This window comes from Bacillus sp. FSL K6-0972, from assembly GCF_037976035.1.
In the GTDB taxonomy this organism is placed as follows: Bacteria; Bacillota; Bacilli; order Bacillales; family Bacillaceae; genus Bacillus; species Bacillus haynesii.
Map to the genome: position 1 here is coordinate 546,653 of NZ_CP150260.1, position 24,654 is coordinate 571,306.

Annotated in this window: 18 protein-coding genes, 6 pseudogenes and 1 riboswitch; of the genes and pseudogenes, 11 read left to right on the forward strand and 13 right to left on the reverse strand. The window is 45.9% G+C overall.

The features are described from left to right. Positions 1–38: 38 nt before the first annotated feature. The 3 genes from MKX80_RS02770 to MKX80_RS02780 are packed head-to-tail and all read right to left on the reverse strand — an operon-like array spanning position 39 to position 3,404. Positions 39–953: a prephenate dehydrogenase dimerization domain-containing protein gene (locus MKX80_RS02770; RefSeq protein WP_268342632.1), complete on the reverse strand. Its 915-nt coding sequence runs from the start codon at positions 951–953 to the stop codon at positions 39–41. Further along, on the reverse strand, positions 950–3,046 hold the full coding sequence (pabB, locus tag MKX80_RS02775; RefSeq protein WP_268325187.1) for an aminodeoxychorismate synthase component I: 2,097 nt from the start codon (positions 3,044–3,046) through the stop codon (positions 950–952). The genes MKX80_RS02770 and pabB overlap by 4 nt, the downstream gene beginning before the upstream one ends. Continuing rightward, positions 3,015–3,404 (reverse strand): chorismate mutase family protein, encoded by a 390-nt coding sequence (locus MKX80_RS02780; RefSeq protein WP_154995711.1) that lies wholly within the window; start codon positions 3,402–3,404, stop codon positions 3,015–3,017. Before MKX80_RS02780 ends, pabB begins: the two co-directional genes overlap by 32 nt. Positions 3,405–4,521: 1,117 nt before the next feature. On the opposite strand from MKX80_RS02780, the gene MKX80_RS02785 reads away from it, so the two are divergent. After that, a complete protein-coding gene (locus MKX80_RS02785) occupies positions 4,522–6,243 on the forward strand; it encodes a pyruvate oxidase (RefSeq protein ID WP_268299469.1) in 1,722 nt (573 codons plus the stop codon). Between the two features lie 142 nt (positions 6,244–6,385). Next, a pseudogene (locus MKX80_RS02790) lies at positions 6,386–6,991 on the forward strand (lytic polysaccharide monooxygenase); the annotation flags it as partial. A 118-nt stretch (positions 6,992–7,109) separates the two neighbouring features. Here MKX80_RS02790 and MKX80_RS02795 read toward each other — a convergent pair. The 5 genes from MKX80_RS02795 to aspA all read right to left on the reverse strand — a co-directional run bounded on the left by MKX80_RS02795 (position 7,110) and on the right by aspA (position 11,277). Continuing rightward, the gene (locus MKX80_RS02795; protein ID WP_176277339.1) at positions 7,110–7,361 is read right to left on the reverse strand and encodes a hypothetical protein; all 252 of its coding nucleotides are present in this window, start codon (positions 7,359–7,361) and stop codon (positions 7,110–7,112) included. 71 nt (positions 7,362–7,432) lie between these two features. Then, a complete protein-coding gene (locus MKX80_RS02800) occupies positions 7,433–7,984 on the reverse strand; it encodes a GNAT family protein (RefSeq protein ID WP_154995714.1) in 552 nt (183 codons plus the stop codon). A 54-nt stretch (positions 7,985–8,038) separates the two neighbouring features. After that, positions 8,039–9,319, reverse strand: a complete 1,281-nt coding sequence (locus MKX80_RS02805) for an Nramp family divalent metal transporter (protein ID WP_154995715.1) — start codon at positions 9,317–9,319, stop codon at positions 8,039–8,041. Positions 9,320–9,500: 181 nt separating this feature from the next. Then, positions 9,501–9,761, reverse strand: coding sequence for a GlsB/YeaQ/YmgE family stress response membrane protein (locus MKX80_RS02810; protein WP_020450235.1), 261 nt, complete (start codon positions 9,759–9,761; stop codon positions 9,501–9,503). Positions 9,762–9,855: 94 nt separating this feature from the next. Next, positions 9,856–11,277: an aspartate ammonia-lyase gene (gene aspA, locus MKX80_RS02815; protein WP_154995716.1), complete on the reverse strand. Its 1,422-nt coding sequence runs from the start codon at positions 11,275–11,277 to the stop codon at positions 9,856–9,858. Between the two features lie 307 nt (positions 11,278–11,584). On the opposite strand from aspA, the gene MKX80_RS02820 reads away from it, so the two are divergent. After that, complete coding sequence (locus MKX80_RS02820) at positions 11,585–12,769, forward strand: macrolide family glycosyltransferase (RefSeq protein ID WP_234112643.1); 1,185 nt, start codon at positions 11,585–11,587, stop codon at positions 12,767–12,769. Between the two features lie 25 nt (positions 12,770–12,794). On the opposite strand, the gene MKX80_RS02825 is transcribed toward MKX80_RS02820, so the two are convergent. Next, positions 12,795–13,241 (reverse strand): DUF2188 domain-containing protein, encoded by a 447-nt coding sequence (locus tag MKX80_RS02825; protein ID WP_154995718.1) that lies wholly within the window; start codon positions 13,239–13,241, stop codon positions 12,795–12,797. Positions 13,242–13,358: 117 nt separating this feature from the next. Here MKX80_RS02825 and MKX80_RS02830 point away from each other — a divergent pair, with 117 nt between their 5' ends. Both MKX80_RS02830 and MKX80_RS02835 read left to right on the forward strand, forming a co-directional pair. Continuing rightward, positions 13,359–14,180, forward strand: a complete 822-nt coding sequence (locus MKX80_RS02830) for an EcsC family protein (RefSeq protein WP_268342634.1) — start codon at positions 13,359–13,361, stop codon at positions 14,178–14,180. 45 nt (positions 14,181–14,225) lie between these two features. After that, positions 14,226–14,827, forward strand: a pseudogene (locus MKX80_RS02835) (endonuclease V); the annotation flags it as partial. 31 nt (positions 14,828–14,858) lie between these two features. On the opposite strand, the gene MKX80_RS02840 reads toward MKX80_RS02835, so the two are convergent. After that, positions 14,859–15,743, reverse strand: coding sequence for an AraC family transcriptional regulator (locus MKX80_RS02840; protein WP_234112644.1), 885 nt, complete (start codon positions 15,741–15,743; stop codon positions 14,859–14,861). 139 nt (positions 15,744–15,882) lie between these two features. On the opposite strand from MKX80_RS02840, the gene MKX80_RS02845 reads away from it, so the two are divergent. Then, positions 15,883–18,168, forward strand: a complete 2,286-nt coding sequence (locus MKX80_RS02845) for a beta-L-arabinofuranosidase domain-containing protein (protein WP_268342635.1) — start codon at positions 15,883–15,885, stop codon at positions 18,166–18,168. Between the two features lie 62 nt (positions 18,169–18,230). Here the strand turns inward: MKX80_RS02845 and MKX80_RS02850 are convergent. From MKX80_RS02850 to MKX80_RS02860, 3 genes and pseudogenes are all read right to left on the reverse strand, one after another. Then, positions 18,231–18,400, reverse strand: a pseudogene (locus MKX80_RS02850) (LysR substrate-binding domain-containing protein); the annotation flags it as partial. Positions 18,401–18,511: 111 nt separating this feature from the next. Next, a pseudogene (locus MKX80_RS02855) lies at positions 18,512–19,077 on the reverse strand (transposase); the annotation flags it as partial. 109 nt (positions 19,078–19,186) lie between these two features. After that, a complete protein-coding gene (locus tag MKX80_RS02860; RefSeq protein ID WP_154995721.1) occupies positions 19,187–20,476 on the reverse strand; it encodes a Na+/H+ antiporter NhaC family protein in 1,290 nt (429 codons plus the stop codon). A 128-nt stretch (positions 20,477–20,604) separates the two neighbouring features. Between MKX80_RS02860 and MKX80_RS02865 the strand changes: the two are divergent. The 5 genes and pseudogenes from MKX80_RS02865 to MKX80_RS02885 form a co-directional block, all read left to right on the forward strand. Continuing rightward, positions 20,605–20,892 (forward strand): annotated as a pseudogene (locus MKX80_RS02865) (cupin domain-containing protein); the annotation flags it as partial. A gap of 54 nt (positions 20,893–20,946) precedes the next feature. Then, positions 20,947–21,312: pseudogene (locus MKX80_RS02870) on the forward strand (YdbC family protein); the annotation flags it as partial. 74 nt (positions 21,313–21,386) lie between these two features. Beyond that, a complete protein-coding gene (gene gsiB / locus MKX80_RS02875) occupies positions 21,387–21,827 on the forward strand; it encodes a glucose starvation-inducible protein GsiB (RefSeq protein WP_154995724.1) in 441 nt (146 codons plus the stop codon). Between the two features lie 222 nt (positions 21,828–22,049). Further along, complete coding sequence (locus MKX80_RS02880; protein WP_043926728.1) at positions 22,050–23,090, forward strand: AI-2E family transporter; 1,041 nt, start codon at positions 22,050–22,052, stop codon at positions 23,088–23,090. A gap of 71 nt (positions 23,091–23,161) precedes the next feature. After that, positions 23,162–23,303, forward strand: a riboswitch (cyclic di-AMP (ydaO/yuaA leader). Between the two features lie 74 nt (positions 23,304–23,377). Further along, positions 23,378–24,622, forward strand: coding sequence for a dicarboxylate/amino acid:cation symporter (locus MKX80_RS02885; protein ID WP_043926727.1), 1,245 nt, complete (start codon positions 23,378–23,380; stop codon positions 24,620–24,622). The last annotated feature ends 32 nt before the right edge of the window (positions 24,623–24,654 follow it).

A 24,654-nucleotide genomic window follows, 5' to 3' on the forward strand; every position in this document is an offset into this window, starting at 1 on the left:
AGGAAGCAGTTGTTTTTAAAATTCTTGATTCTACCCAATTAACCGGGGTGGTTGGTTTGGCTATGCTTTCCCTCCTTTGGAGCGATTGGACCTTCAAAGATACTAGTACAGAGATCTTGATAATGGGCTATTTCAGATCCAAATACCTCTCGAGATTTACGCAGCAGTTCGATGAATACGGACTTATCCCTCACCGATTCGTCCAACGATCCGACTGCTTCAGCCAGTGCAGCACGAGCCGTCATTGCTTGGTGGTTCACGGATTGGACGTCCCAATACACTTCCGGTGTTCCCGAACTAATCCGTGCTAGTAGTGCAAGCATAGTCGCATGCGGAGGGGGTGCAAGGGAACTAAGTTTTGCAATGTCAACATCTAATTCTGCGAGCGCCAATCCAAAGGTGAGTATCGCTGAATGAGTGAGTGCCTGCATAGCCGCGACCAATTGATCATGCTCCTCAGCTTCTAATAGCACCGGACGTCCTTTCCAATCTAAAATCATTTGAATCAAATGATTTCCTTTAGGCCCATCGTTTTGGACGATGACAGCTACCGGTCTACCCGCGATACTAAGACTAGGAGCAAACATAGGGTTAAGACCTACGCTTTCGAAAGGCAATCCCAAAGAGTGGATTTTTTTAAATATGGGTGACTGTACAGAAAGAGTGTGCACAAAGAGAGAATCAGGCTTCATTAACGACCCAACAACTTTTACTGCTTGAAGAGCAACGTTCTCTGGTAAAGCGAGCATCACCATGTCCGCCTTCTGGATCATATCTTTGGCCTGTGGAGTCGGAACAGTGATGTCACACTTCTTGAATTGTCGACTAACGGAAGGAGGATTCATATCGATAATACATACTTCAACACCATACCCTTCAAGGAGGTCTGCAAACATCCCGCCAACACCGCCGGCTCCTCCCACAATCACACACTGCCTGATTTCCTGACTCATCTTGAACCTCCCACTGCAGAGACTTCCGCTGCTGCGATAGCTGAGACCATAGCTCGCGCTTTAACCTGAGTTTCTTTGAACTCCTCTTCTGGATCTGACAATGCTACGATCGCTCCTCCGACACCAAAAGTCGCCTTGTCATCGGTAACAACAACTGTACGAATAACAATACTAAGATCCGCAGCGCCACTCAGTCCAAACCAGCCGAGGCTGCCCGAGTAGACACCGCGGGGGCCGTTCTCGAGTCGGTCAATGATTTCCATCGTCCGAATTTTCGGAGCACCGGTCATCGAACCGCCTGGAAAAGCAGCGCGGACGCAATCAACCGTTGATTTGTCCGGACGTATAGTGCCGCGAATCGTCGAGATCAACTGGTGGACTGGTGCATATGTTTCTACATCGAACAGCTTGGGTACATGAACAGATCCTATTTCACAAACAGTGTTAAGGTCATTTCGGACTAAGTCAACGATCATTAAATTCTCTGCGAGATCTTTTTCATCACTTAGTAACTCATTTCGTAATTGATGATCTTCAGCAGAAGTCCTGCCTCTCATACGGGTACCCTTTATCGGTTTGGACTCAACGATACGATCAGTACCGATTGAGAGGAACCGTTCCGGAGAGGCACTCAGTACTGCCAAACCGGCAAAGTTTAAAAATGCCCCATAGGGAACCGGACTGATTTTTCGCAGGTGTGTATAAGTAATCCAAGGATCTATAGGGGTATAAACAGTTGCGGAATTAGTCAAGCATATCTCATAGGATTCACCATTGCGGATTTCTTCTAAGCAATTGTTGATCAGTTGAAGATAAGATGGTCGGTTATGACGAAACTCGATTGGGATATTGTGGTCTGGCACGGACGTAAGCACTGAATCCTTGTCAAAATCATTTGCTGCAAGAGGAATTTCATTCAAGATTTGCTCTGTAGCATTTAGCCAGTTGAGTGCTTGCTTATCCTCATCCCCAGTCGAAAGACACAACAGATAGGCTTCCTGTTCAAGATGATCAAAAACAAGCATGCGGTCAACGAAAAGCAAGGCCGCATCCGGAATCTCAGATTGATACCGGTTGCTCCCACAAGTTTCAGCTTTTAGCTCATAGCCAATGTAACCCACATAGCCGAGATTGAAGTCAAAGGGAAGGCCTTCCGGAGTAGATGTTGCTCGACGGCGGATTTGCTCATCAAGATAATCATAAAATGACTGTTGAATGAACTCCGTCTCTTGACCCGGACGTTGTACTTTTACAATACCCTCTGCTACGCTATAGGTCATATATTCAGCATTCTCTCCGGCACCATCGCCAAGATATGAAAATCGTGACAAGCCTTCGATGACACTACTGCTGTCAAGCCAGAATCCATGAGGTGCATCAGCAAATAGTGTCTGGTAACTTAACTGAGCGTCAGGAAATCTCGATAATTTTCGAAAGTGAATCCGGTAGAAATCATTTTTAGAATGAGAAGGCTCCTCTAATTTGGGAGACTGTGTTGATCGTCTAGTGCGCTTCGGAGTTAGGTCTCGAAAGTTGGCAAGCAACTCGTGCCCATAATGACTACAGATTGACTCGGGGTGGAATTGCACACCCCAAATCGGCAGATTGCGGTGTCGAAGCCCCATAATCAAACCATCTTTTGTCCACGCAATCGGTTCAACATTATCACCCAAATCAGTAACGATAAGGGAGTGATAACGTACGACAGAGAACTCAGGAGGAAGCCCGTCAAAGATATCGGTCCCTGAATGGTGGATGACTGATGTTCGTCCATGCATGGGCTCAGAAGCGTGGTTCACCTTCCCGCCAAACAAATGAGCTATACCTTGATGTCCAAGGCAGACCCCGAGAACTGGCAACTTCGTTTCTAGAATAACAGTTGCATTAATACCAAAGTCCTCAACCCGTTCCGGTCGACCTGGGCCTGGGGAGATCACGATGTTGTCAATCTCATCAATCGGTACTTGTGACCAGTCTACATCATTACGGACAACTATTGGCGGTCGGCCATTTACTTCGCCGATCAATTGATAGAGGTTGTAAGTAAATGAATCATAGTTGTCAATTAGAAGTGTTTGTATCCCTGTCCCCATTAAACAGTCCCTCCCTTTTTCTTTTTTGGTCAACTAGGCTTGAAGAAATTTCTTGCCTGCGATTTTCTGAGTTATCAATTACGATATCCTCAACCCTGCACGTTTCAGAAATAATGAGCTCATAAAGGTTACGCAAAAACTCTTGACTTAAACCGTTTTCGTCAGCGTATCGAGCTGCTCGTTCCTGGACAAAGTTAATTCGGTGCGGTTGCATCATCGGAATATTATACTCGCGTTTGTACAACCCAATCCTAATGCAGCATTCTAAACGTGCTTTCAATGTATCCAACAATTGTTCATCAATACGATCAAGTTTTGCACGCAGGCCCTCAAGCCCCTTTTCTATTTCTGATAACATGTAAATGCCTCCAATTCTAAATTCTTTTGATAAAAGACTTGACGATCCGCGTCTCTCCTTTTCACCCGAAACTTAGACTATGAAGTATACGGTTCATAAGATACGAAGATTTGAGTGTTTCGACTATAGTTTCAGTGAAAATACCTTCAGATCGCAACAACCGAATCTTGTAGGCAGATGGCTTCCACAGCACTTGAAACTGACAATCTACTGCCTTATGAGGAGACTCGACAAGTGGATTGAGATTGTCTTGGTATCTGCATTAATAGATAGATCTGCTTGTCCTTCTAAAATGGAGTAACCTTTATACAATGCCGCATGACAGGTGGAATCACATACGTACGAGCACTGCTGACCAATCAAAGCAGGATCATTGGATAAATAAGCCAGTGAACAAATATTTAAATATGGAGCAACAGCCGCGAGATTACACCTGTGATCCTCAAAAACTATAAATTTTATAAAAGCAGATTATAATAATTGCCGCCACGACCACCCCTGTGTTTGACGAAGGATTTAACAACCTTAACTTTCATCAAAGTTATGCAAATTCGGTATATTTCTGTTAAATTATAACTCTGAACCTAAATTATAACAATTTAAATATTGGAAAAAGTTTCAACACTTGTGTGAATGAACTGCGCCCCAATTGCCATTACAGCGCTGCTTCAACTGGCTGGAATACCGTGCAGTACGTATGATTACTGGGGATCAAACTTTTTTCAAAATACTCTGAGAGTATATTGATTACTGGAATCACAAACGGATGAAGATTAAATGAAAAGGCATGAGTCCAATACAATTCCGGACTCATGCCAGTCTAACCGCTTCATGACATTTTATTGTCTAACTTTTTGGGGGCATATCAAAATGAGCGGCAGCCTTTTAGTAGATTTGATCATGTGTACATTGAGTGGTGCTTAGGATCAGATGCCGTAGGATTTTCCGGGCACGGCTTCAAGCAGTGTGGTGGGGAGATCTTTATCCGAGATGAGCACGGCTGGGAACACAAAGCATGCAACAGCTGCTGTCGTGTTTTCTTCACTGTCCTAAGCATGCCGTATCACGTTTCCCGTCAGCGAAAAAGTGGTATGGAAGAAACAAAGGAGGACGTGATATGGCAAACAAAACCGCAGGAAAAATAGCTGCAGAACTGCTGAAGGAATGGAATATTGATCATGTTTACGGCATGCCGGGCGACAGCGTCAACGAATTTATCGATGAATTGCGGCATGAAGAAAACAGCCTCCGCTTCATTCAAGTGCGCCATGAAGAAACCGCTGCTCTCGCTGCCGCAGCCGATGCAAAGCTGACGGGCAAAATCGGCGTCTGCCTTTCGATAGCGGGACCGGGCGCCGTTCATCTGCTGAACGGATTGTATGATGCGAAAGCTGACGGGGCGCCTGTGCTGGCGATTACAGGACAGGTGTCTTCGAATGAAATCGGAAGGGATTATTTTCAGGAGATCGGTCTTGAACGAATGTTTGAGGATGTGGCAGTCTTTAATCAGCAGGTTCATTCGGCTGAAGCGCTGCCTGATCTTTTAAATCAGGCGATTCGTACCGCATACAGCCAAAAAGGGGTCGCCGTACTGAGCGTCTCTGATGATCTGTTTGCGGAAAAGATTAAGCGTAAGCCGGTTTATACGTCTGCGCTTTATGTCGAAGGCGATCTTCAACCGAAGCAAAGCCAGCTGATGCAATGCGCACAATTGATTAATCATGCGAAAAAGCCGGTGATTTTAGCGGGAAGGGGAATGAAATCGGCAAGAGACGAGCTGCTCGAGTTTGCAGATAAAGCGGCCGCCCCGATCATCGTTACGCTCCCCGCGAAAGGAGTCGTACCCGATCGGCACCCGCACATGCTCGGGAACCTTGGACACATCGGCACAAAACCCGCATATGAAGCGATGGAGGAAAGCGATCTGTTGATCATGCTGGGGACTTCATTTCCGTACCGCGATTATCTGCCGGAAGATGCGCCGGCTATTCAGCTTGATAACAACCCGGCGAAAATCGGCAAACGGTATCCTGTCACCGCCGGCCTTGTCTGCGATGCGAAAAAAGGGCTTTTGGAACTGACGAAAACCATTGAACGGAAATCGAACCGCGCATTTTTGGAAAGCTGTATACAACATATGAGGAAGTGGCGCTATGAAATTGAAAAAGACGAACAGGTGGCGACAGCACCGCTTAAGCCTCAGCAGGTGATTGCAAGGCTTGAGGACGCAGTCGCCGATGATGCAGTCCTGTCCGTTGACGTCGGAAATGTGACGGTTTGGACGGCGCGCCATTTTAATATGACCAATCAGGATTTTCTGATATCAAGCTGGCTTGGCACGATGGGATGCGGTCTTCCGGGCGCGATTTCCGCAAAGCTTTCCAATCCGGAACGCCAAGCTGTAGCCGTGTGCGGAGACGGCGGTTTCAGCATGTCTATGCACGATTTTCCGACTGCTGTCAAATACGATCTGCCCATTGTTGTCGTGATTTTAAATAATCAGAACTTGGGAATGATTCAATATGAACAGCAGGAAAAAGGGCATGTTAATTATGCAACGGCGCTCGAAAACGTCGATTATGCCAAGTTTGCCGAGGTCTGCGGCGGGAAGGGCTTCAGCGTGACAAAGCACGAAGAGCTCATTCCAGCTTTGAAAAATGCCTTTCAATCACAAAAACCGTCAATTATCGATGTGGCAATCGAAGACGAACCGCCGCTTCCGGGAAAAATATCCTATACACAGGCGGTAAACTACAGCAAATATATGATCAAAAAACTGGTTGAGAAAAAAGAGCTCGACTTGCCGCCGCTGAAAAAAAGTTTAAAAAGGATTTTTTAGTATGAAGCCAAGGGATACGCCCCTTGGCTTCATCATGTTCAGATGTTAAAATTGAATGGGTAATATTGGAATGCTTGCGTGTGCTTTCTTTTTGCATCAAAACCCGTCTCAACACTATGAAAAGAGAGGGGAGGATCGTAACGTGGAGCATTTTACGAAAAATACCTTCGGTACTGCTTTCATACTAGCAGCCGGATTGCTGTTGATGTCAATCGTTCCCCAGCAGGCCTTCGCTCATGGTTTTGTCGAAAAACCGGGGAGCAGAGCGGCTCTGTGCAGTGAGGCTTACGGACTTCTCAATCTGAATTGTGGAAGCGTGATGTATGAGCCGCAAAGCCTGGAAGCGAAAAAAGGGTTTCCGCATGACGGCCCGGCAGATGGACAAATAGCATCCGCGGGCGGACTGTTCGGCGGGATTCTTGATCAACAGTCGGAAAATCGCTGGTTTAAACATACCATGACCGGCGGGAAGCACACCTTTACCTGGACATATACCGCCCCCCACAACACCAGCCAATGGCACTACTATATCACCAAAAAAGGCTGGGATCCTGACAAACCGCTTAAGCGTGCAGATTTCGAACGGATTGGAACCGTTAAGCATGATGGTTCCCCTGCATCCCACCATTTATCTCACCAAATTTACATTCCAGAAGACCGCTCCGGGTATCATGTCATATTGGCCGTTTGGGATGTGGCTGATACTGAAAACGCTTTCTATCAGGTGATCGACGTTGATCTAGTGAATAAATAAAGCCAAGTCGTCTGAAAACCGATTTGTGAATCAGCGGGTTTTGGTGCAAACAGAGAAAATATGTGATTAAAAACCCCGGCTCTCCAAAAGATGCCGGGGTTTTTGATATTCGTCATTTCTTTTTCTTCATTGCGGCAGCCATGAACGGCAGCAGGGTGCCGAACAGCATTGTACCGCCGAAGAAATTCCCGAGGTAAGGCTGTCCGATCAGGTAGCAGACGGCAAATACAACCGCAGCAAGACCGATCATGATATAGCCTGGATAAAACCTTTTTTTAAAGCTTGTCCGCTGGGTCATTCGGAAAAATATCAGCCCGATGACGAGCGGGACAATCCATAGGTAAAACAGTATAAATACTTTCATGATCAAAACTCCATATTTTTTTATCTATCATACCAGATTGCAGTGTAAAATGCGTGTGACAAATCCCGAACTTATTTGTTGCGGGCCTTATATTCCTCCCGCAAAAGCCCGTATACGAAGTGATCGGCGAAGTGATCGTGGAGCCACTCGCATTGCCTGAGGTAACCTTCTTTTGTGAAGCCGAGCCTTTCCGGAATCGCCTGGCTTTTCACGTTTTGAACAGCGGCTCTGATTTCAATCCGGTTTAAATCGTATTCGTTGAACAACGTGTCGATCAGCGCCCGGCAGGCATCAGTCATGATGCCTTTTCCGTGAAAAGGCTCACCGAGCCAATAGCCGATCGAAGTCGTACGGTTAATCCAATTGATATAGTGGAGTCCGATGATTCCGGCAAAATGGCCTTGATGCCATATTCCCGCTTGAAACCCGTTGTTCGCAGCGGCCTGTTTCATGCTTTCTTCAATAAAAGCTTCGGTATCCTCCAGCTGCTTTGTGCTGTCTACCCAAAACAGCCATTTCCGTAACACATCTTTAGACTGCTGGATCTGCATATAAACTGCCCTGGCATCTTTTGGTTCAACCATTTTTAAAAACAGATCATCACGTACCATTAATTTGAACATCCAGTATCCTCCTTTTCTTCAGTATAATATAAAAAAGCCGACCGAGGCCGGCTTTTAACCAGAAAATGTATCGTAAATCAAGAAAATATTAAGGGCGACGATTAAGGCAGCGATCAGCCATGAGACGGCTGTTATCCACTTCGCATTTTTCAGGCTCCCCATAATGCGTTTATTGCTCGTAAATAAGATGAGCGGAATAAGGGCAAAGGCGATGCCGAATGACAGGACGACCTGGCTCAAGACAAGAGCGGTTGTCGGATTCACCCCTGAAGCAATAATAGCGATAGGCGGCAAAATCGTAATGAACCGTCTTAAATAAAGCGGAATCCGGAAATTAATGAAGCCCTGCATGATAATATCTCCTGAAAGCGTTCCGACAGACGAACTCGATAAACCGGCTATTAACAGGCCGACGCCGAACAGTACGGCGGAAAGCGGGCTGACCATGCTGCTGAAGTGGCTGAAGGCCACATCGAGGTCTTCGACAAAAATGCCGTTCTTATAAAACAGTGCAGCGGCGACGATCAGCATGCTCGCATTGATTGCTCCGGCAATCAGCATGGCGATCAAAATGTCGATGAACTCAAACCGGAAGATCTTTTTCTTTTCCGCTTCCGTTTTTCCGACCACTCTCCGCTGTGTGAGAGCGGAATGAAGATAGATGGCATGCGGCATCACGGTCGCTCCCAAGATTCCGGCCGCCAGCAGGATGCTGTCTGCACCATCGAAACGGGGAACAAACATGCCCTCCAAAACCGATCCGATATCAGGTTTTGCAAAGAAGGTTTGAAAGGCAAAAGCGATCACGACGATGAATAACATTCCTGTTATCGCTGCTTCAAGCGGCCTGACGCCGCGCCTTTGCAGTTCCAAAATGGCGAATGATCCGGCGGCTGCAATAATCGATGCTTCAAGCATCGGTATGCCGAACAGCAGATAGAGCCCGAGAGCAGCTCCGATAAATTCGGCCAAGTCCGTCGCGATTACGACAAGCTCTCCCTGAATCCACAAGCCGACGGAGACCGGTTTGGGGAATTCTTCCCGGGCAACTTCGGGCAGGTTTTTGCCCGTTGCAATGCCAAGCTTGGCTGACAATGACTGAATCAGCAAAGCCATGATATTTGAAAAAAGGATCACCCATAACAGCAAGTAGCCGTATTTCGAACCAGCCGCGATATTTGTGGCGAAATTGCCGGGATCAATATAGGCTATAGCCGCGATAAACGCCGGACCTAAAAAAGGGAGCAGCCTTTTGAAGCCTTTGCTTTTTCCGTCCAGTGCATCTTGAGCTTCTTTTGATATTTGCGAGTGTTTGGACAAATCGTGACTGACCATTTGATTCACCTAGATTCTCAGTTGTTTTTCCTTATACATAAAAGTTTCCTTAGTGCAAATTTATATCAACATCATATGCCCGCGATGATCAATTGTCAACCATAAGATGCTATAGTATATGCGAGAAAGGTTTCGCCCAAACAAAAAACCAGCACCGCTTTCGGGCGATGCTGGCGAGATATTATGCTTGAGAACCCATTCTTCCGCGGAAGATCAGGTTTAGAATGAAGACGAGAATTGCGGCTCCGATAATCGCCGGAAAGATGGCGAATCCCGCAATATCAGGCCCCCACGTTCCGAGCAGCCCGTGGCCGATCCAAGCTCCGATAAAGCCGACGACCATTGAGCCGATAATTCCTCCTGGTGCACCGTGGCCTCCGATTGCGCCTCCGATTAAACCGATGACAATCGCTACGATTAAAGAAACGAGAAATCCTAACATTGTCTTTCCACCTCTTTCAATTAATTTATATTAAGTGTTTAGCCCGTCTCGGGCGTCTATAAACGCTTGAAAGCATATTGAGAAAGACGGATGGCTATTCCTCTAGAAGCGAAGCGCCAGCAATGCCCGGGTGTGTCATTTCGTACGGATCAAGAATGAGATCCAATTCTTCCTCTGTCAAAACATCATGGAGCAAACACAGCTCGCGCACTGATCGTCCTGTGGCAATCGCTTCTTTCGCAATTCGTGCGGCAGCTTCGTAGCCGAGGTGCGGATTGACGGCCGTAATCGTTCCTACGCTTTTTTCGACGAATTCTTTCAGCCTGATCTCATTCGCTTCAATCCCTGTGATGCAGTAATCGGTAAATACCCGAAATCCGTTGTTCATGATTTTAATTGACTGCAGCAAATTAAAGACGAGCACGGGCTCCATCACGTTTAACTCAAGCTGCCCCGCCTCTGATGCAAGGCAGATGGTATGATCGTTGCCGATCACCTGAAATGCGATCTGGTTCATCAGTTCAGGCATCACCGGATTTACTTTGCCGGGCATGATGGAGGAGCCGGGCTGGCGGGGCGGCAGCCGGATCTCAGCAAGCCCTGCCCTTGGGCCTGACGCCATTAAACGCAAATCGTTGGCGATCTTGGACATGTTCATCATGCCGACTTTCAATGCAGCTGATACCTCTGTGTAGGCATCCGTGTTTTGTGTGGCATCGACAAGATGGTCTGCGCCGGTCAGCTGATAGCCGCTGATATCTGACAGGTGTGCGACAACATTTTGAATATATCTCGGATCAGCGTTCAAACCTGTGCCGACTGCCGTGGCTCCCATATTGACTTCATAGAGATGATGCTGCGACTGCCTGATCCGCTGAATATCGCGTTCGATCACCCGGGAGTAGGCTTCGAATTCCTGGCCGAGCCTGATCGGAACTGCATCCTGAAGATGGGTGCGGCCCATTTTAATGACGGAATCGAATTCCGCCGCTTTTTTGCGGAAGGCATCCAGCATATGCTCCATCGTCGATATGAGCTGTCTTAAGTGATTCAATGTAGCCAGATGAATGGCTGTCGGAAACACATCATTTGTTGATTGGGCCATATTGACATGCGTGTTTGGGCTTAAATGGAAGTAATCCCCTTTTTCTTTTCCTAAAAGCTCCAAACCTCTGTTTGCGATAACTTCATTCGTATTCATATTCATTGAAGTGCCGGCGCCGCCCTGAATGGGGTCGACAATAAAATGATCGTGCCAGAGCCCTTCCGTTATTTCAGCGGCCGCTTTTACAATGACGTCGCCAAGCTCTTTATATAAACGTTTAATATCCATATTGGCGAGAGCCGCCGCTTTTTTGACCATTGCCAAAGCTTTAATGAGCTCTTCATCAATCCGATAGCCTGTAATCGGAAAGTTCTCCACGGCCCTCATGGTTTGTACGCCGTAATAGGCGTCAGCCGGAACTTCTTTTTCACCTAGAAAATCCTTCTCGATCCTGGTTGCTTTCGTATCCATGGCAAAACCTCCGTAGGTTGTTTCTTATGATGTATTGTGCCTCGATCTACCGTGTTTTAATTTGCTTTTAAAAAAAGGAAAATCGTCTTCCGATATGGGGCTGTCAAGTAATAAAGAGCCTGTTTTCTCTAATGATATACGCTCATTTGCATGGCGAAAAAATTTAAAGGAAAGATATGCAGAAACAGACAAATGGTCATATAGTTATGTTTATGTATTATTAACCTAATTAAATTCCTTTACTTCATTTGTCTTTTTGTAGTAAATTTCCTTATATAAATTTTCGTATGAGAAAGGAAGATCTGTGATGGGACATGTACTGATGATCAATTTTCCGGGGGAGGGGCACATCAATCCTTCTCTTGGCGTCACAAAGGAGCTGCAAAGGCGAGGAGAAAGCATCGTATATTATGCAGTTGAGGAATACGCTGAAAAAATTAAAAAAACAGGCGCAGAAGTCCGCTTATACCCGGATTTCAGAGAGGCTCTATCACCCGGGAAGGAAAAAGAAAAGATGGACTTTGCCGAAATGGTTTACAATATGTCGGGTAAAGTCGATGAGATCGTTCAGCTCATCTACCGGGAAGTCACGAGCGAATCTTATGATTATGTGATATATGACCATCACTTTTTGGCGGGGAAGATCATTGCTGAAATGCTTGAGCTGCCGAGCGTTTCGTTATGTACCACATTTGCAATGGACGAGTCGTTTGCAAAAACGTTTACCTTGCAAGGCGACCTTGAAAGCTCGCCGTATTTTGAAAAATTGAAACGATCCCTCGGCGAATTAAGTGAGCGGTATCCCGTCAGTCTCGACAAGCCGTTTGACGTATTCTCCTGTCCGGGGGATATCACGATTGTCTTTACCTCCAGGGAGTTTCAGCCTCATGCCGAACGATTTGGGCATGACTATTTGTTTGTTGGGCCGTCGATTACGAGCAGGCAGGATCCAGGCAGCTTCCCGTTCGCTGAGCTGGAGGGGGAAACCGTCATCGTGATCTCGATGGGCACAATCTTTAATCAGCAAAAAGAGCTGTATCATATATGTATCGAAGCGCTGAAAGACTTTGACGGCAAGGTGGTCATGTCTATCGGGAAATCAACGGATCCCGCGGATCTCGGCAGCATACCGGATCATTTTATCGTGAGGCCGTATATCCCGCAATTGGAGGTTTTGAAACAAGCTGATGTATTTGTCACACACGGCGGCATGAACAGTACAAATGAAGGCCTTTACTTTGATACGCCGCTCATCGTCATCCCGATGGGTGCAGACCAGTTTTTCGTCGCAGATCAGGTGGAACGGACAGGCGCCGGTATCAAGCTGGACAAAAATGAACTTTCCGCGGCTGTTTTACAAAAAAAGATTGAAGATATGCTTGAAAACCGTTCTTATAAAGAAGGCGCCGCCAAAATCGGCCGCTCGCTCCGCAATGCCGGCGGCTATCAAAAAGCAGCTGATGCTGTATTGGAGTTGGCGGGCAAAAAGTAAGACGCTCCAAAAACAGAGCGCCCTGCTAATTCATTCTGATCTTCCGCTCAACACTGCCGTCTTTTTTATGAACGATGACGGCAGTGCCTTTATTTTCGGCGATTTCTTTCGCACGTTCGACGGCTTCTGCTTTTGTATCCTTTACTTCGCTGGCCCGCTTAGCGTCTTCGGCTTTGACTGCCCAGCCTTTTTCGTGTTTGATGACATGCTCGCACTTTTCCGCAAGCTCCGGCCTGCTGCTCGAACCGCTGTCACCGCGTTCCGTTTCATCGGCTTCTTCTGCATAGGATTTAAGTTCCCTTTTGCTCCTGTTATCCGCCCATTCCTTCGCCTGACTCGTAGCAATCGGAATTGCCCGGCTTTCGTCGTATCCTTCGTCAACCATCGCATTCGCAATTTCAATGGCTTTCTTTTTCACTGGTTTGTCCAAATGTTTCAATGAAGCGGGATAGTCTTCCATTGACCACGGCATTTGATCATTCCTCCTTTGTCATAAGTTTTACCCGCTGAAAGCCGATCAAAAAACACGGATTCATAAGATGAATCATTGTATACTATAAAAAAACACGAATGAGAGGGCGAACCTTCCGTGCGCTACGACAAAATAGATTTGGAAAACGAACTGAAAAAAATTGAAAAATGGGAAAAAGAACAGCAGAAAGCGTGGTTTTGGGAAAGGATCGGCCGGCTGCCGTTCAAGGTTCTGGACAAGCTTACCCCGGCATTCATTCAAGATAAAATCGGTCTCTTGCTCGACGAAATCGGCGGCTTTATTCAAAACGGGGGCCAATATTTGACGTCCGAAAAACACCTCATCCGCCAGTTTCAAAAAAAGCTCCCGGATGAAACAATCGAAACGATTGAAGATATTCAAAAGGCACCTTTGGAAGTGATGGATCAAATGTGTGAAAACCTCGGGAAAAACAGAGCGAATACCGCGGCTGTCCAAGGAGCGACAACCGGTGTGGGCGGCTTGTTCACGCTTGCCGTCGATATTCCCGCTATTCTCGGCCTTTCTTTGAAGACATTGCAGGACATCGCAGTATCTTACGGCTACGATCCTAAAGAAAAAACGGAGCGGATGTTTATTATTAAATGCCTGCAGCTCAGCGCGGCTGATATTGTCGGGAAAAGGGCGATCATTCAGGAACTCAGCCGGTACCATCAACCGTCAGGCTCCCGTGAAAATATGATTTCGCAAATTCAGGGCTGGCGGGAAGTTGTTTATACATATCGCGATTCTTTCGGATGGAAAAAGCTGTTTCAAATGGTACCCGTAGCAGGCATCCTCTTTGGCGCAATCTCAAATCGTTCGATGGTGAACGGTGTTGCCGAAACAGGAATGATGATGTATAAAAAGCGGCGGATCATGGAAAGGCTTGCGGAGCTGGACGCGACAGAAACAGAGTGAAAAAAAGCTGCCGTTATTAAACGGCAGCCTTTAGGTATAGAAGGAAACCCAACTCCAGAATCCATCAACACCTGCGCAGGCGTCGACCTCGCTTATTGGGAGCAGGACGGCGAACCGTACGGGGTGTGCAGTATTATCGTGATTGACGCTGATCCGAAAGAAGTCATTAAAAAAGTGCATAGCATGGGGAAAATCAGCGTGCCGTATGTGGCCGGCTTCCTTGCGTTTCGTGAGCTGCCGCTGATCATTGAGGCGGCAAAAAGCTGGAAACGGAGCCGGATGTGTTTTTGTTTGAAGGCAACGGGTATCTGCATTACAACCATATGGGCGTTGCCACCCATGCTGCTTTTTTTCTCGGTAAGCCGACAATTGGGATTGCGAAAACCTATCTCAAAATCAAAGGCTGTGATTTCGTGATGCCTGAAAATGAAGTCGGTGCATATACCGTTATCATTGACGGCGAGGTTTGGACGCGGCGGGACGTGAAGCCTATCTTCTTGTCTTGCGGAAATCATATTGATTTAGAAAGCAGCTATCAGATCACGATGAGCCTGATCAATCAAGAAAACAGGCTGCCAATCCCTGTCCGCCTTGCTGACCTGGAAACACATATCTTGCGAACGTTCTATCAGAAAAGTCACGCGTAACATTTGCAGATCCAGAACTGCAAGTGTTTTTTTAATGATTCCTGTATATTTCGCTTATATATACAGACGGGGACACTCCAGTCACCCGTTTGAACACTCTGCTGAAGTAATAAGGATTAGAAAAGCCTAATGTGCTGCTGACTTCGGTTACGTTTAAGTTGCTTGTTTTGAATAGATCAATTGCCTGTGCAATCAGCAGTTCATTTTTATAAGCTGTTATGCTTTTCCCGGTTTGCTTTTTGAAGAGGGAGGAAAGATAGGCATAATTCATTTCTAAAGCATCCTCAAAATCTCTGCTGACCAGCTTTGCATGCTTGTTACGATGCAGAAATTCAATGATTCTGCTGATGGTCCTTGAAGAGGGTGTGCCGGCCTGACTGTTTATCGCATTGCTATAAAGATCAATGAAGAATTGATAGGTGAGAGAACACGCTTGGAGCGCCCTGAAAGCACTTGGTGATTCAAAGGCATGAATAATGCTGCTCAGCTGTTTTTCTGTGTACTCACGATGAGGGACAGAACCGCTTTTCGGAAAGGTTAATTGCGATGAATAGATGCTGTCGAGAAGGATTGGTGAATTGTGAAATGGAGAAAACTCCTCCTCCTCATTCAAGGAAGGTTCGGTATAAAAATGAATGTAGTACCATTCGGTGCCGGGTGTATAAAAATCGCCTCCCCAATGCGGTGTATTGTTCTTAAGAAAAAGATATCTCCCCGCCTGAATGCGGTACTCGTTTTCGTTCTCAAATACATGGATCGCACCTTGTTTTACGTAAAAAAATACGCTGATTCTATCCATCGTCCTGTCAGGATGACGTAAAGTCCCTTCTGTATCCTTCATATGTCCGGCCTCACGGATCTTAGGGAGATGATTGGCTTGGAGTTTTACTTCATACATGGCTTCACCATCTTTCACTATTCTTATCTCCAGTGTAACGGTTCAATCCAAAAAAAGGATATGTTTTTGATAAATATTGAATTCACATCCCATATCATCATTTGGATAATGAAAGCATCACCATGCATGATGAGACGTGATAGGGGGAGATCAAAAAATGAAAGATGTAACATTATTAAAAGGAAAATTTTATGATTCTCAAATGAAAGGGAAGGAATATTTACTTTTTTTGGATGTAGACCGTCTTTTGGCTCCTTGTTATGAGGCTGTATCACAGACGCCTAAAAAACCACGCTACAGCGGGTGGGAGGCAAAAGAGATTGCCGGGCATTCGATCGGTCATTGGCTGTCCGCCGCATCAGCCATGTACCAGGCTTCCGGAGATGAAAAGCTGAAAAGGAAAGCAGAGTACGCAGTGAATGAGCTGAGTCATATCCAACAATTTGATGAAGAGGGATATGTAAGCGGTTTCTCCAGGGCGTGTTTTGATGAAGTGTTCAGCGGTGATTTTCGGGTGGACCACTTTAGTCTGGGAGGCTCTTGGGTGCCGTGGTACAGCATCCATAAACTGTTTGCGGGATTAATAGATACGTATCGGCTAACCGGCAATCAGACGGCTTTACGAGTCGTCGTCAAGCTGGCTGATTGGGCAAAAAAGGGACTGGATCGTCTGACCGACGAGCAATTTCAGCGTATGCTGATATGTGAACATGGCGGAATGAATGAGGCGATGGCCGATCTTTATATGTTGACGAAAAACAAAGCATATCTTGAACTTGCAGAACGTTTCTGTCATCGTGCCATTCTTCAGCCTCTGGCAGAGGGGAAGGATGAGCTTGAAGGAAAGCATGCCAATACCCAAATTCCAAAGGTGATCGGAGTCGCCAAGCTGTACGATATTACGGGCAAAGAAGCATATAGAAATACCGCGCTCTTCTTTTGGGAACAGGTTGTATATCAGCGTTCCTACGCAATTGGCGGCAACAGTATTGGAGAGCATTTCGGAGCGGAAGGCAGCGAGGAGTTAGGCGTGACGACCGCGGAAACGTGCAATACGTATAACATGCTGAAATTGACCGGGCATTTATTCCGGTGGTTTCACGAAGCGAGATTTACGGATTACTATGAAAATGCGCTTTATAATCACATTCTTGCTTCCCAAGATCCCGATTCAGGCATGAAAACCTATTTTGTTTCCACACAGCCGGGGCATTTCAAGGTGTATTGTTCTCCGGAAGATTCTTTTTGGTGCTGTACAGGCACCGGGATGGAAAACCCCGCGCGCTATACGCAGAATATTTACCATTTACACCAAGACGATTTGTATGTGAATTTATTTATTCCTTCACAAATAAACGTACGCGAAAAACAAATGATCATCACACAGGAAACTTCTTTTCCAGCAGCGAATAAAACCAAACTGGTTGTGAAAAAAGCTGACGGCGTGCCTATGACACTCCATATTCGTATTCCTTATTGGACGAATGGCAGCCTTAAAGCTGTGGTTAATGGAAAACGAGTTCAATCGGTTGAGAAAAATGGGTACCTTGCTATTCGTAAACATTGGAACACAGGAGATTGTATTGAGATTGATCTGCCGATGAAACTCCACATCTATCAAGCGAAGGATGATTCTAAAAAAAGCGTTCTGATGTATGGGCCGGTTGTTTTGGCAGGAGCACTAGGGAGAGAGAACTTCCCTGAAACAGATATACTTGCTGATCATCTCGCCCTTAATAACCATCCGTTAATTGATGTCCCTGTGTTGGTTGCGGATCAGGGACAGTTGGATCAGTGGGTGAAGTGTATAGATAAAACATCACTCGTATTTCAAACGAAACCGATTGGTCAGCCGGGGAATAAAGAAATCACATTCATGCCGTTCTACAATGTGCATCATCAGCGGTATTCTGTTTACTGGTATGTAATGACTGAAAAGGAATATCTTGATTTTACAGATGAAGAAAAAGAAAAGCAGGAAATCATCAGACGCATAACCGTTGATGCTGTTCAGCCGAATGAACAGCAGCAGGAGATAGAACATCACCTGAAAAAAGAAAACTCTTACTCCGGTTACGCAAGTATTGTTCACAGAGGCTGGCGAGACAGCAGAGGAGATGGTTTTTTCAGTTATGAGATGAAAACAGAGCCGAGTAAACCCATGTATTTGCTGGTCACTTATTTTGGAGGTGATGATACCTTTCAATCGGAGGAACAAACATACGAAAGAAATTTTGAGATCATGATAGATGATCAACTACTGGCCAGACAGCAGCTAAAGGCAAATCACCCAGGAAGGCTTTTTGATGTATGTTATGACATTCCAGTTGCATATACGAAAGGAAAAGAGAGAGTAACTGTCACGTTCAAATCCAGTGAGGGAACAGCAGCCGGCGGAGTGTTTGGGGTAAGGATGATTAATGAAAAAATGGTTTTACATTGAATGCATATCGATATGAATTGTTTGTTCACTCAAAAACTTGCGACCCATGGGCCGCAAGTTTTTTATTTGAATGTTTTTCGCGTCAAATCGATAAAAGCCTTTAATGGCGCAGACATCCACTTGTCCTTATGCCATGCTAATTGAGTAAAAACGGGGCAACCGCTTGCCAATTGAGTTCTTTCATCCGGCCTGCAGCAATATCATCTTTTACTGGCAATTCAGGCAAGATTCCAAACCAAGCACATCCAAGCTTGATGCAGGCAAAGAAACAATTGTCATATCGAACGGCATTTCGGGACCAAAATAAAAATGCACCTGTCCAGGTGCTCAGCTTTTTGACTGTTAATGGCTTTTTTTCGTGTTCCTCCCGATCTTCTTGGATGGCTTCATTTAAATCCTTGATATAGTTTTGTGTATCCTGTTCAATTGTTTTTCTTGTGTATTTATGCTTGTTGGCATTGGCTTTCAGGTGGGTGGAATTAGTGAATAGGACACGTCCGCCCACCATGTCATGATTGATGGCCTGAAGAACGTTCTCATCAAAAATGTCTTGGAAGATGGTTGTATCTTTAAAGCGTGTGCGTCTGTTCCAGCTGATGGTGGAGTGGTGCGGAACGGGATCGTTTATGTTCAATCCGAGAAACCATCTGGACGCCATGTTGTAAAAAATTTCTTTTTCGAGCTGTCTTTCTGAACGGATACCATAGAGGTATCCAATAAACATCATTTTGAATAAAATCAGCGGGTCAAGTGAGGGGCGGCCTTTGTTTTCACTGTAATAAGGTTTAACCTTTTCAATGATGAAAGAGAAATCTAACCAATTTTTCGAAGCAGATGATCCTCTTCGACAAGTTGATCGAGAAGAACAAATTCGGCTGCGTTTAGAGAAGAACTTTTTGTGTGGAACATGAGAAAGACACTGTCCTTTTGAAGTCTTTCTTTATTTTATTACAGGAGAATGGATATTTTAAGGAAAAATAAAGGCTGCCGTTTGATAACGGCAGCCTTTCTTATGGAGTTACGCTTTTTCTGTAAAGCGAGGCAGTCTGAAGAGAATCGCGCAAATGCCGCAGACGCCGATCAAAATCGGATAAAAAGAATAAGGAAGGATACTGACAGGCGATATTTTCGCGATTTGTGCAGCTGATAGCATTTGCGCACCGTAAGGAATCAATCCTTGAACCACACAGGAAAAGATATCAAGGATGCTCGCCGATTTCCTGTTGTCGATTCCGTACCTGTCAGATAAATCTTTTGCCAGCGGCCCCGCTGTAATAATGGCAATCGTATTGTTGGCCGTTGCCAGGTTTGCCGCACTGACAAGGCCGGCAATGCCCGCTTCCGCTCCTTTTTTTGAACGGATTCTCCGCGATACAAATTGAAGGAGAAATGTGATCCCGCCGTTTCGCTTCATCATTTCCGCCATTCCGCCAATCAGAAGCGATAAAATGATCAGTTCAGACATCCCGCCGATGCCTTCGGTTATCGCCGTCAAATACGTATGAAGCGTCAGGCTTCCGTCGAAAATTCCGATCACCCCGGCTAATACGATGCCGCCGAAAATAACGGCCATAACATTAAATCCGAGAAGGGCAAATATCAGAACCCCGAGATACGGAAGCACCTTCACCCAGCTGTAAGTCCCAGCTTGTGCTCCGGGATGCCCTCCGGCTGAGAACACCATCAGCAGGATGACCGTGGCAACCGCGGCAGGCAGAACGATCAGGAAATTCGTTTTAAACTTGTCCGACATTTTCGTCTTTTGTGTGCGGACAGCGGCAATGGTCGTATCGGAAATAAATGATAAGTTATCACCGAACATCGCGCCCCCTACAACCGCTGCAACCGAATAGGCCGCTGGAACGCCGATTTCCGCGCTGATCCCCGCAGCGATCGGAGCGAGCGCTGCAATCGTTCCGGTTGACGTGCCCATCGACACAGAGATAAAGGCAGCAATGATAAATAAACCGGCAACCATAAACTGCCCCGGTACAAACGAAAGCGCGAGATTAACGGTTGATTCGACGGCCCCCATCGCCTTTGCGGCTGATGAAAACGCTCCGGCCAAAATAAAGATCATCACCATGATCATAATGTCGGGGTGTCCGGCACCTTTCGCAAACCACTCCGTCTTTTGGCTGAGCTTCTCCTTCCGGTTCATCGCCAGTGAGACAACCGATGCCGCAAGCGCCGCGGCCACGATTGGCAGGCTGTAAAAGTCGCCTGTGATCAAGCCTGATCCAACGAATAAACAAACAAATAAAAACAGCGGCAAAAGCCCTGAAGCTTTTCCGTTTTGATTTTGCATGATGTACACCTCTTCTATAGGTTCAAACCGTTTTTTCACCAATATCCAACACTTTAAAAGGCGAACGCTCAAAAGTCAAATGGTAAAATAAGTTCGGGAGAAAATCAAATGAAAAGAGGAAAGAGCTGATGAATCGCAAAATGAATGTTCTCGATTTGATAAAGGGAGACACAGCTAATTTGTCCGTTTCGGAAGTGAATGACCATTGCATGAGGATCGCCGTTTTGGAGGGTGATTACGTATGGCATTTCCATCCCGGCTCAGATGAGCTGTTTGTTGTTTTGGAAGGAGAGCTGTTGATCGATTTTCAGGATCGTCCCACAGAAGTCCTGAAAGCGAACGATTCCCTGCTGATTCCGAAAGGCGTCATTCACCGGACGCGCGCTGAGGTAAGGTCGGTTAACCTTTGTATAGAAAAAACTAATGCGGAAATCGTCCCGTTCGCGGAAGGGAATGTGCTGAAGCTGATACGGTGCAAATCAGCCGGACAAAAGCTTCGAGCGTTCAGCAAGGCGCAGGCCAAATGGGCTCCGCTGCAAAACGTCAGCGGATTCATCAGACAGTGGGGCGGATGGGTGGAAACAGAAAACGGGCAGGAAGCCGTCGTCCTGGTGCTTTGGAAATCGAAGCAAGACTATTTGAACTTTATGGCCGATCACCATGATGCAATATATGAAAGAACGAATCAGAAAGGCACGTTCGAATCAATCAACATTACGCTGTTTGAAGATCCTGCCGAGATATGTGAGACGCTGCAGAACAATACACCGGCTCCGGTACCGGAATGGACGGTAAAGGGCAGCGGACGATCGCGCGATTCTCGGACGCTTTCGTGAATGTGCTATTTGTGTTTACTCTTTTTGAAATGTGGAATGTAAAAACCATAACACTTCAAAAGGAGGAATCGAAAATGGCAAACAATAATGACAACAACAAAATGAGTAGGGAAGAAGCAGGCAGAAAAGGCGGAGAAAAAACGAGCCAAAACCATGATAAAGAATTCTACCAAGAGATCGGTCAAAAAGGCGGAGAAGCTACAAGCCAAAACCATGACAAAGAATTCTACCAGGAAATCGGCGAAAAAGGCGGGGAAGCCACAAGCCGTAACCATGACAAAGAATTCTACCAGGAAATCGGTGAAAAAGGCGGAGAAGCCACAAGCCGTAACCATGACAAAGAGTTCTACCAGGAAATCGGTGAAAAGGGCGGAGAAGCCACAAGCCGTAACCATGACAAAGAATTCTACCAGGAGATCGGTCAAAAAGGCGGAGAAGCTACAAGCCGTAACCATGACAAGGAGTTCTATCAAGAAAACGGCGAAAAAGGCGGACGCCAAAGAAGAAGCGGTTAATGAGCGGTGAAGAGAGGGGCTGAACATCAGCCCCTCTCTTTTTATGGAAGATGCCTGCCGCTGCCGCCCGAGCACCCATATTAAATTATTATAAATTATTGATCTTCTGAAGAGATTTCCGGTCTGTTTTGTTATATAATTTACAGATGATGCATCAAATTGTAATTATAAAAGTTTGAATGCTAAAAGTTAAGGACTAAAGTACTGGTGGGAGTGTACCGAATGGCAGCGTTGATTAAATTTTTTCAGCACCCTGGGGTCAGGCGTTTTTCAGTTTTTGTTGTATTGGCGGGAGTTTTATATCTGTTCCGCAGCATGATGAATCTCATATTGCTCACATTTATCTTTACGTTTTTGATGAACCGTCTGGAAAATGTGATCCGCGGTTTTTTAAACCGCTTTATTAAAGTCAGCCAGAGACTGATTATTTCTTGTTTGTATGCGGCTCTTGCCATCGCGCTTTCGATCGGCGGTGTGGTCTATTATCCCGTGATCGTCACCCAGATTCAGCAGCTGATCAAACAAGGAAAGTATATCGCTTCTCACCCTGACAGCATTCCTTTTCTCGATATGATTACCGGTATGTTCGGCGATATCAACTTGACATCCTATTTGGAAAAAGGTCTTAACTTTATCTATACATATATCACGGATATCAGCGCGTTTGGCCTGCAGGTGGTTATGTCATTGGTTCTCAGCATGTTCTTATTGATCGAAAAAGACAAAGTCATGAGCTTAATGGATAAATTTAAGACGAGCAAAATAGCTATTTTCTATGAGGAAATTGCTTACTTTGGGAAAAAATTCACGAGAACGTTCGGCAAGGTGCTTGAGGCTCAGTTTATTATCGCCTCCATCAATTGCGCACTGACGACCATTGCCCTCGCGATTATGGGTTTTCCTCAGCTTTTCGGCCTTGCCGTCATGGTGTTTTTCCTCGGGCTGGTTCCGGTCGCAGGCGTTGTGCTCTCCCTTATTCCGTTAAGCATTATCGCCTACAGCATCGGCGGAATCGCTTATATCGTATCACTGGTGTTGGTCATTATGATCGTCCATGCGATAGAGGCCTATTTCCTCAATCCGAAATTGATGTCCGCCAAGACGGAGCTGCCGATTTTCTTCACGTTTATCGTGCTGATTTTTTCTGAACATTTTATAGGGATTTGGGGTTTAATTATCGGTATTCCGATATTTGTTTTCCTGCTTGATATACTTGATGTTACAAGTCAGGAGAAAAACCGAACAGCAGACACACGAAAATAGCATATATTTGTAAATCAGAAAATTTGGTTTACATATTTCGAATTTTCAGGTATAACTGTTATATAACGAAATAGCGCCACACGTTTAATCCTTTAGTAGGAGTGGGGGACCCGATCATTTGGGGTGAATTTTTCTGTTCCCGTGCGAACCGAAAGACGGACATCTCTTCGTCCGAACCCGTCAGCTAACCTCATCAACGTGAAGAGAGTCATGTGGAACCAATTTTAATGGTAAAAGCCCATGGGAGATCTCTCATGGGCTTTTTTTGGAAAGGGGAGATATGTTATATGAAGTTAGCAACAAAAATTATTATCGCTCTATTACTCGGTGCAGCCGTCGGTATTATACTGAACGTCACTTCACCGGATTTATTTAGCAAGCTTAATACATTTTTATTCGGGCCGCTCGGCACGATCTTCCTTAACTTAATTAAAATGCTCGTTGTACCGATTGTTTTCTTTTCTCTGACTTTAGGGGTAGCAGGACTTGGAGATCCAAAGAAACTGGGCAGAATCGGTGCCAAAACGATTTCTTTCTTTTTAGTAACAACTGCAATTGCCATTATTATCGGACTTGTTTTAGCGTTGGTCATCAAACCGGGAACCATCGGAACGTATGATACAAGCGCTGCGGAATATTCAGCACAGAAGGCGCCAAGCATTGCCGAAACGCTTTTGAACATCATTCCGACAAACCCGGTTCAGGCAATGGCTGAAGGTAATATGCTGCAAATCATTGCTTTCTCCATTTTGGTCGGTCTCGGAATTACGATGCTCGGCAAAAAGGCGGATGCTCTTCTCAAAGTGGTGGAACAGGGTAACGATCTGATGATGTACCTGGTCAATCTCGTCATGAAGTTCGCGCCGTACGGTACGTTCGGCTTGATTGCCGGGGCAATCGGAAGCCAGGGCTGGGACGCCATTAAAGCAATGGGGCTTTATATGATCGTCGTCATACTGGCGCTGTTCATCCATGCCATTGCAACATACGGCGCAGCGATTGCGTTTCTGGCAAAGCGGAACCCGCTCACATTCTTTAAAGATTTTTCAGAGGTTATGCTTGTTGCTTTCAGTACGTCCAGCAGCAACGCGACACTTCCGGTTTCGATGGATGTCGCTCAAAGAAAGCTGAAAGTTCCAGAGCCGATCTCAAGTTTTGTCCAGCCGCTTGGAGCTACGATCAACATGGACGGAACGGCGATTATGCAAGGGGTAGCAACAGTCTTTATCGCTCAGGTGTACGGTTATGACCTGACATTCACACAGCTGCTGACGGTCGTTCTCACGGCAGTGCTTGCCAGCATCGGAACAGCGGGTGTACCGGGTGTCGGACTGATTCTGCTCGCCATGGTTCTTCAAACAGTTGGCCTTCCAGTTGAAGGAATTGCGCTAATATTGGGAATTGACCGACTTCTGGACATGATTCGTACGGCTGTCAATACAACAGGCGATGCAGCATGTGCAGTCATCGTCACCGAGACGGAAAAGAAACACGGCAAAATCGAAGCCCCTCATAGTGAAGTGTCCGTGTAACTCAAAAATGATATAATCAAACAGTGCCTTTT

Coding starts and splice junctions, on each gene's coding strand:
- MKX80_RS02795 (WP_176277339.1), bottom strand. CDS start 7,361: ATGAAAGTATTTATACTGTTTTACCTATGGATTGTCCCGCTCGTCATC.
- MKX80_RS02785 (WP_268299469.1), top strand. CDS start 4,522: ATGGCAAACAAAACCGCAGGAAAAATAGCTGCAGAACTGCTGAAGGAA.
- MKX80_RS02780 (WP_154995711.1), bottom strand. CDS start 3,404: ATGTTATCAGAAATAGAAAAGGGGCTTGAGGGCCTGCGTGCAAAACTT.
- pabB (WP_268325187.1), bottom strand. CDS start 3,046: ATGGGGACAGGGATACAAACACTTCTAATTGACAACTATGATTCATTT.
- MKX80_RS02805 (WP_154995715.1), bottom strand. CDS start 9,319: ATGGTCAGTCACGATTTGTCCAAACACTCGCAAATATCAAAAGAAGCT.
- MKX80_RS02860 (WP_154995721.1), bottom strand. CDS start 20,476: ATGCAAAATCAAAACGGAAAAGCTTCAGGGCTTTTGCCGCTGTTTTTA.
- MKX80_RS02885 (WP_043926727.1), top strand. CDS start 23,378: ATGAAGTTAGCAACAAAAATTATTATCGCTCTATTACTCGGTGCAGCC.
- MKX80_RS02845 (WP_268342635.1), top strand. CDS start 15,883: ATGAAAGATGTAACATTATTAAAAGGAAAATTTTATGATTCTCAAATG.
- MKX80_RS02820 (WP_234112643.1), top strand. CDS start 11,585: ATGGGACATGTACTGATGATCAATTTTCCGGGGGAGGGGCACATCAAT.
- MKX80_RS02800 (WP_154995714.1), bottom strand. CDS start 7,984: ATGTTCAAATTAATGGTACGTGATGATCTGTTTTTAAAAATGGTTGAA.
- MKX80_RS02880 (WP_043926728.1), top strand. CDS start 22,050: ATGGCAGCGTTGATTAAATTTTTTCAGCACCCTGGGGTCAGGCGTTTT.
- aspA (WP_154995716.1), bottom strand. CDS start 11,277: ATGGATACGAAAGCAACCAGGATCGAGAAGGATTTTCTAGGTGAAAAA.
- MKX80_RS02825 (WP_154995718.1), bottom strand. CDS start 13,241: ATGCCGTGGTCAATGGAAGACTATCCCGCTTCATTGAAACATTTGGAC.
- gsiB (WP_154995724.1), top strand. CDS start 21,387: ATGGCAAACAATAATGACAACAACAAAATGAGTAGGGAAGAAGCAGGC.
- MKX80_RS02770 (WP_268342632.1), bottom strand. CDS start 953: ATGAGTCAGGAAATCAGGCAGTGTGTGATTGTGGGAGGAGCCGGCGGT.
- MKX80_RS02810 (WP_020450235.1), bottom strand. CDS start 9,761: ATGTTAGGATTTCTCGTTTCTTTAATCGTAGCGATTGTCATCGGTTTA.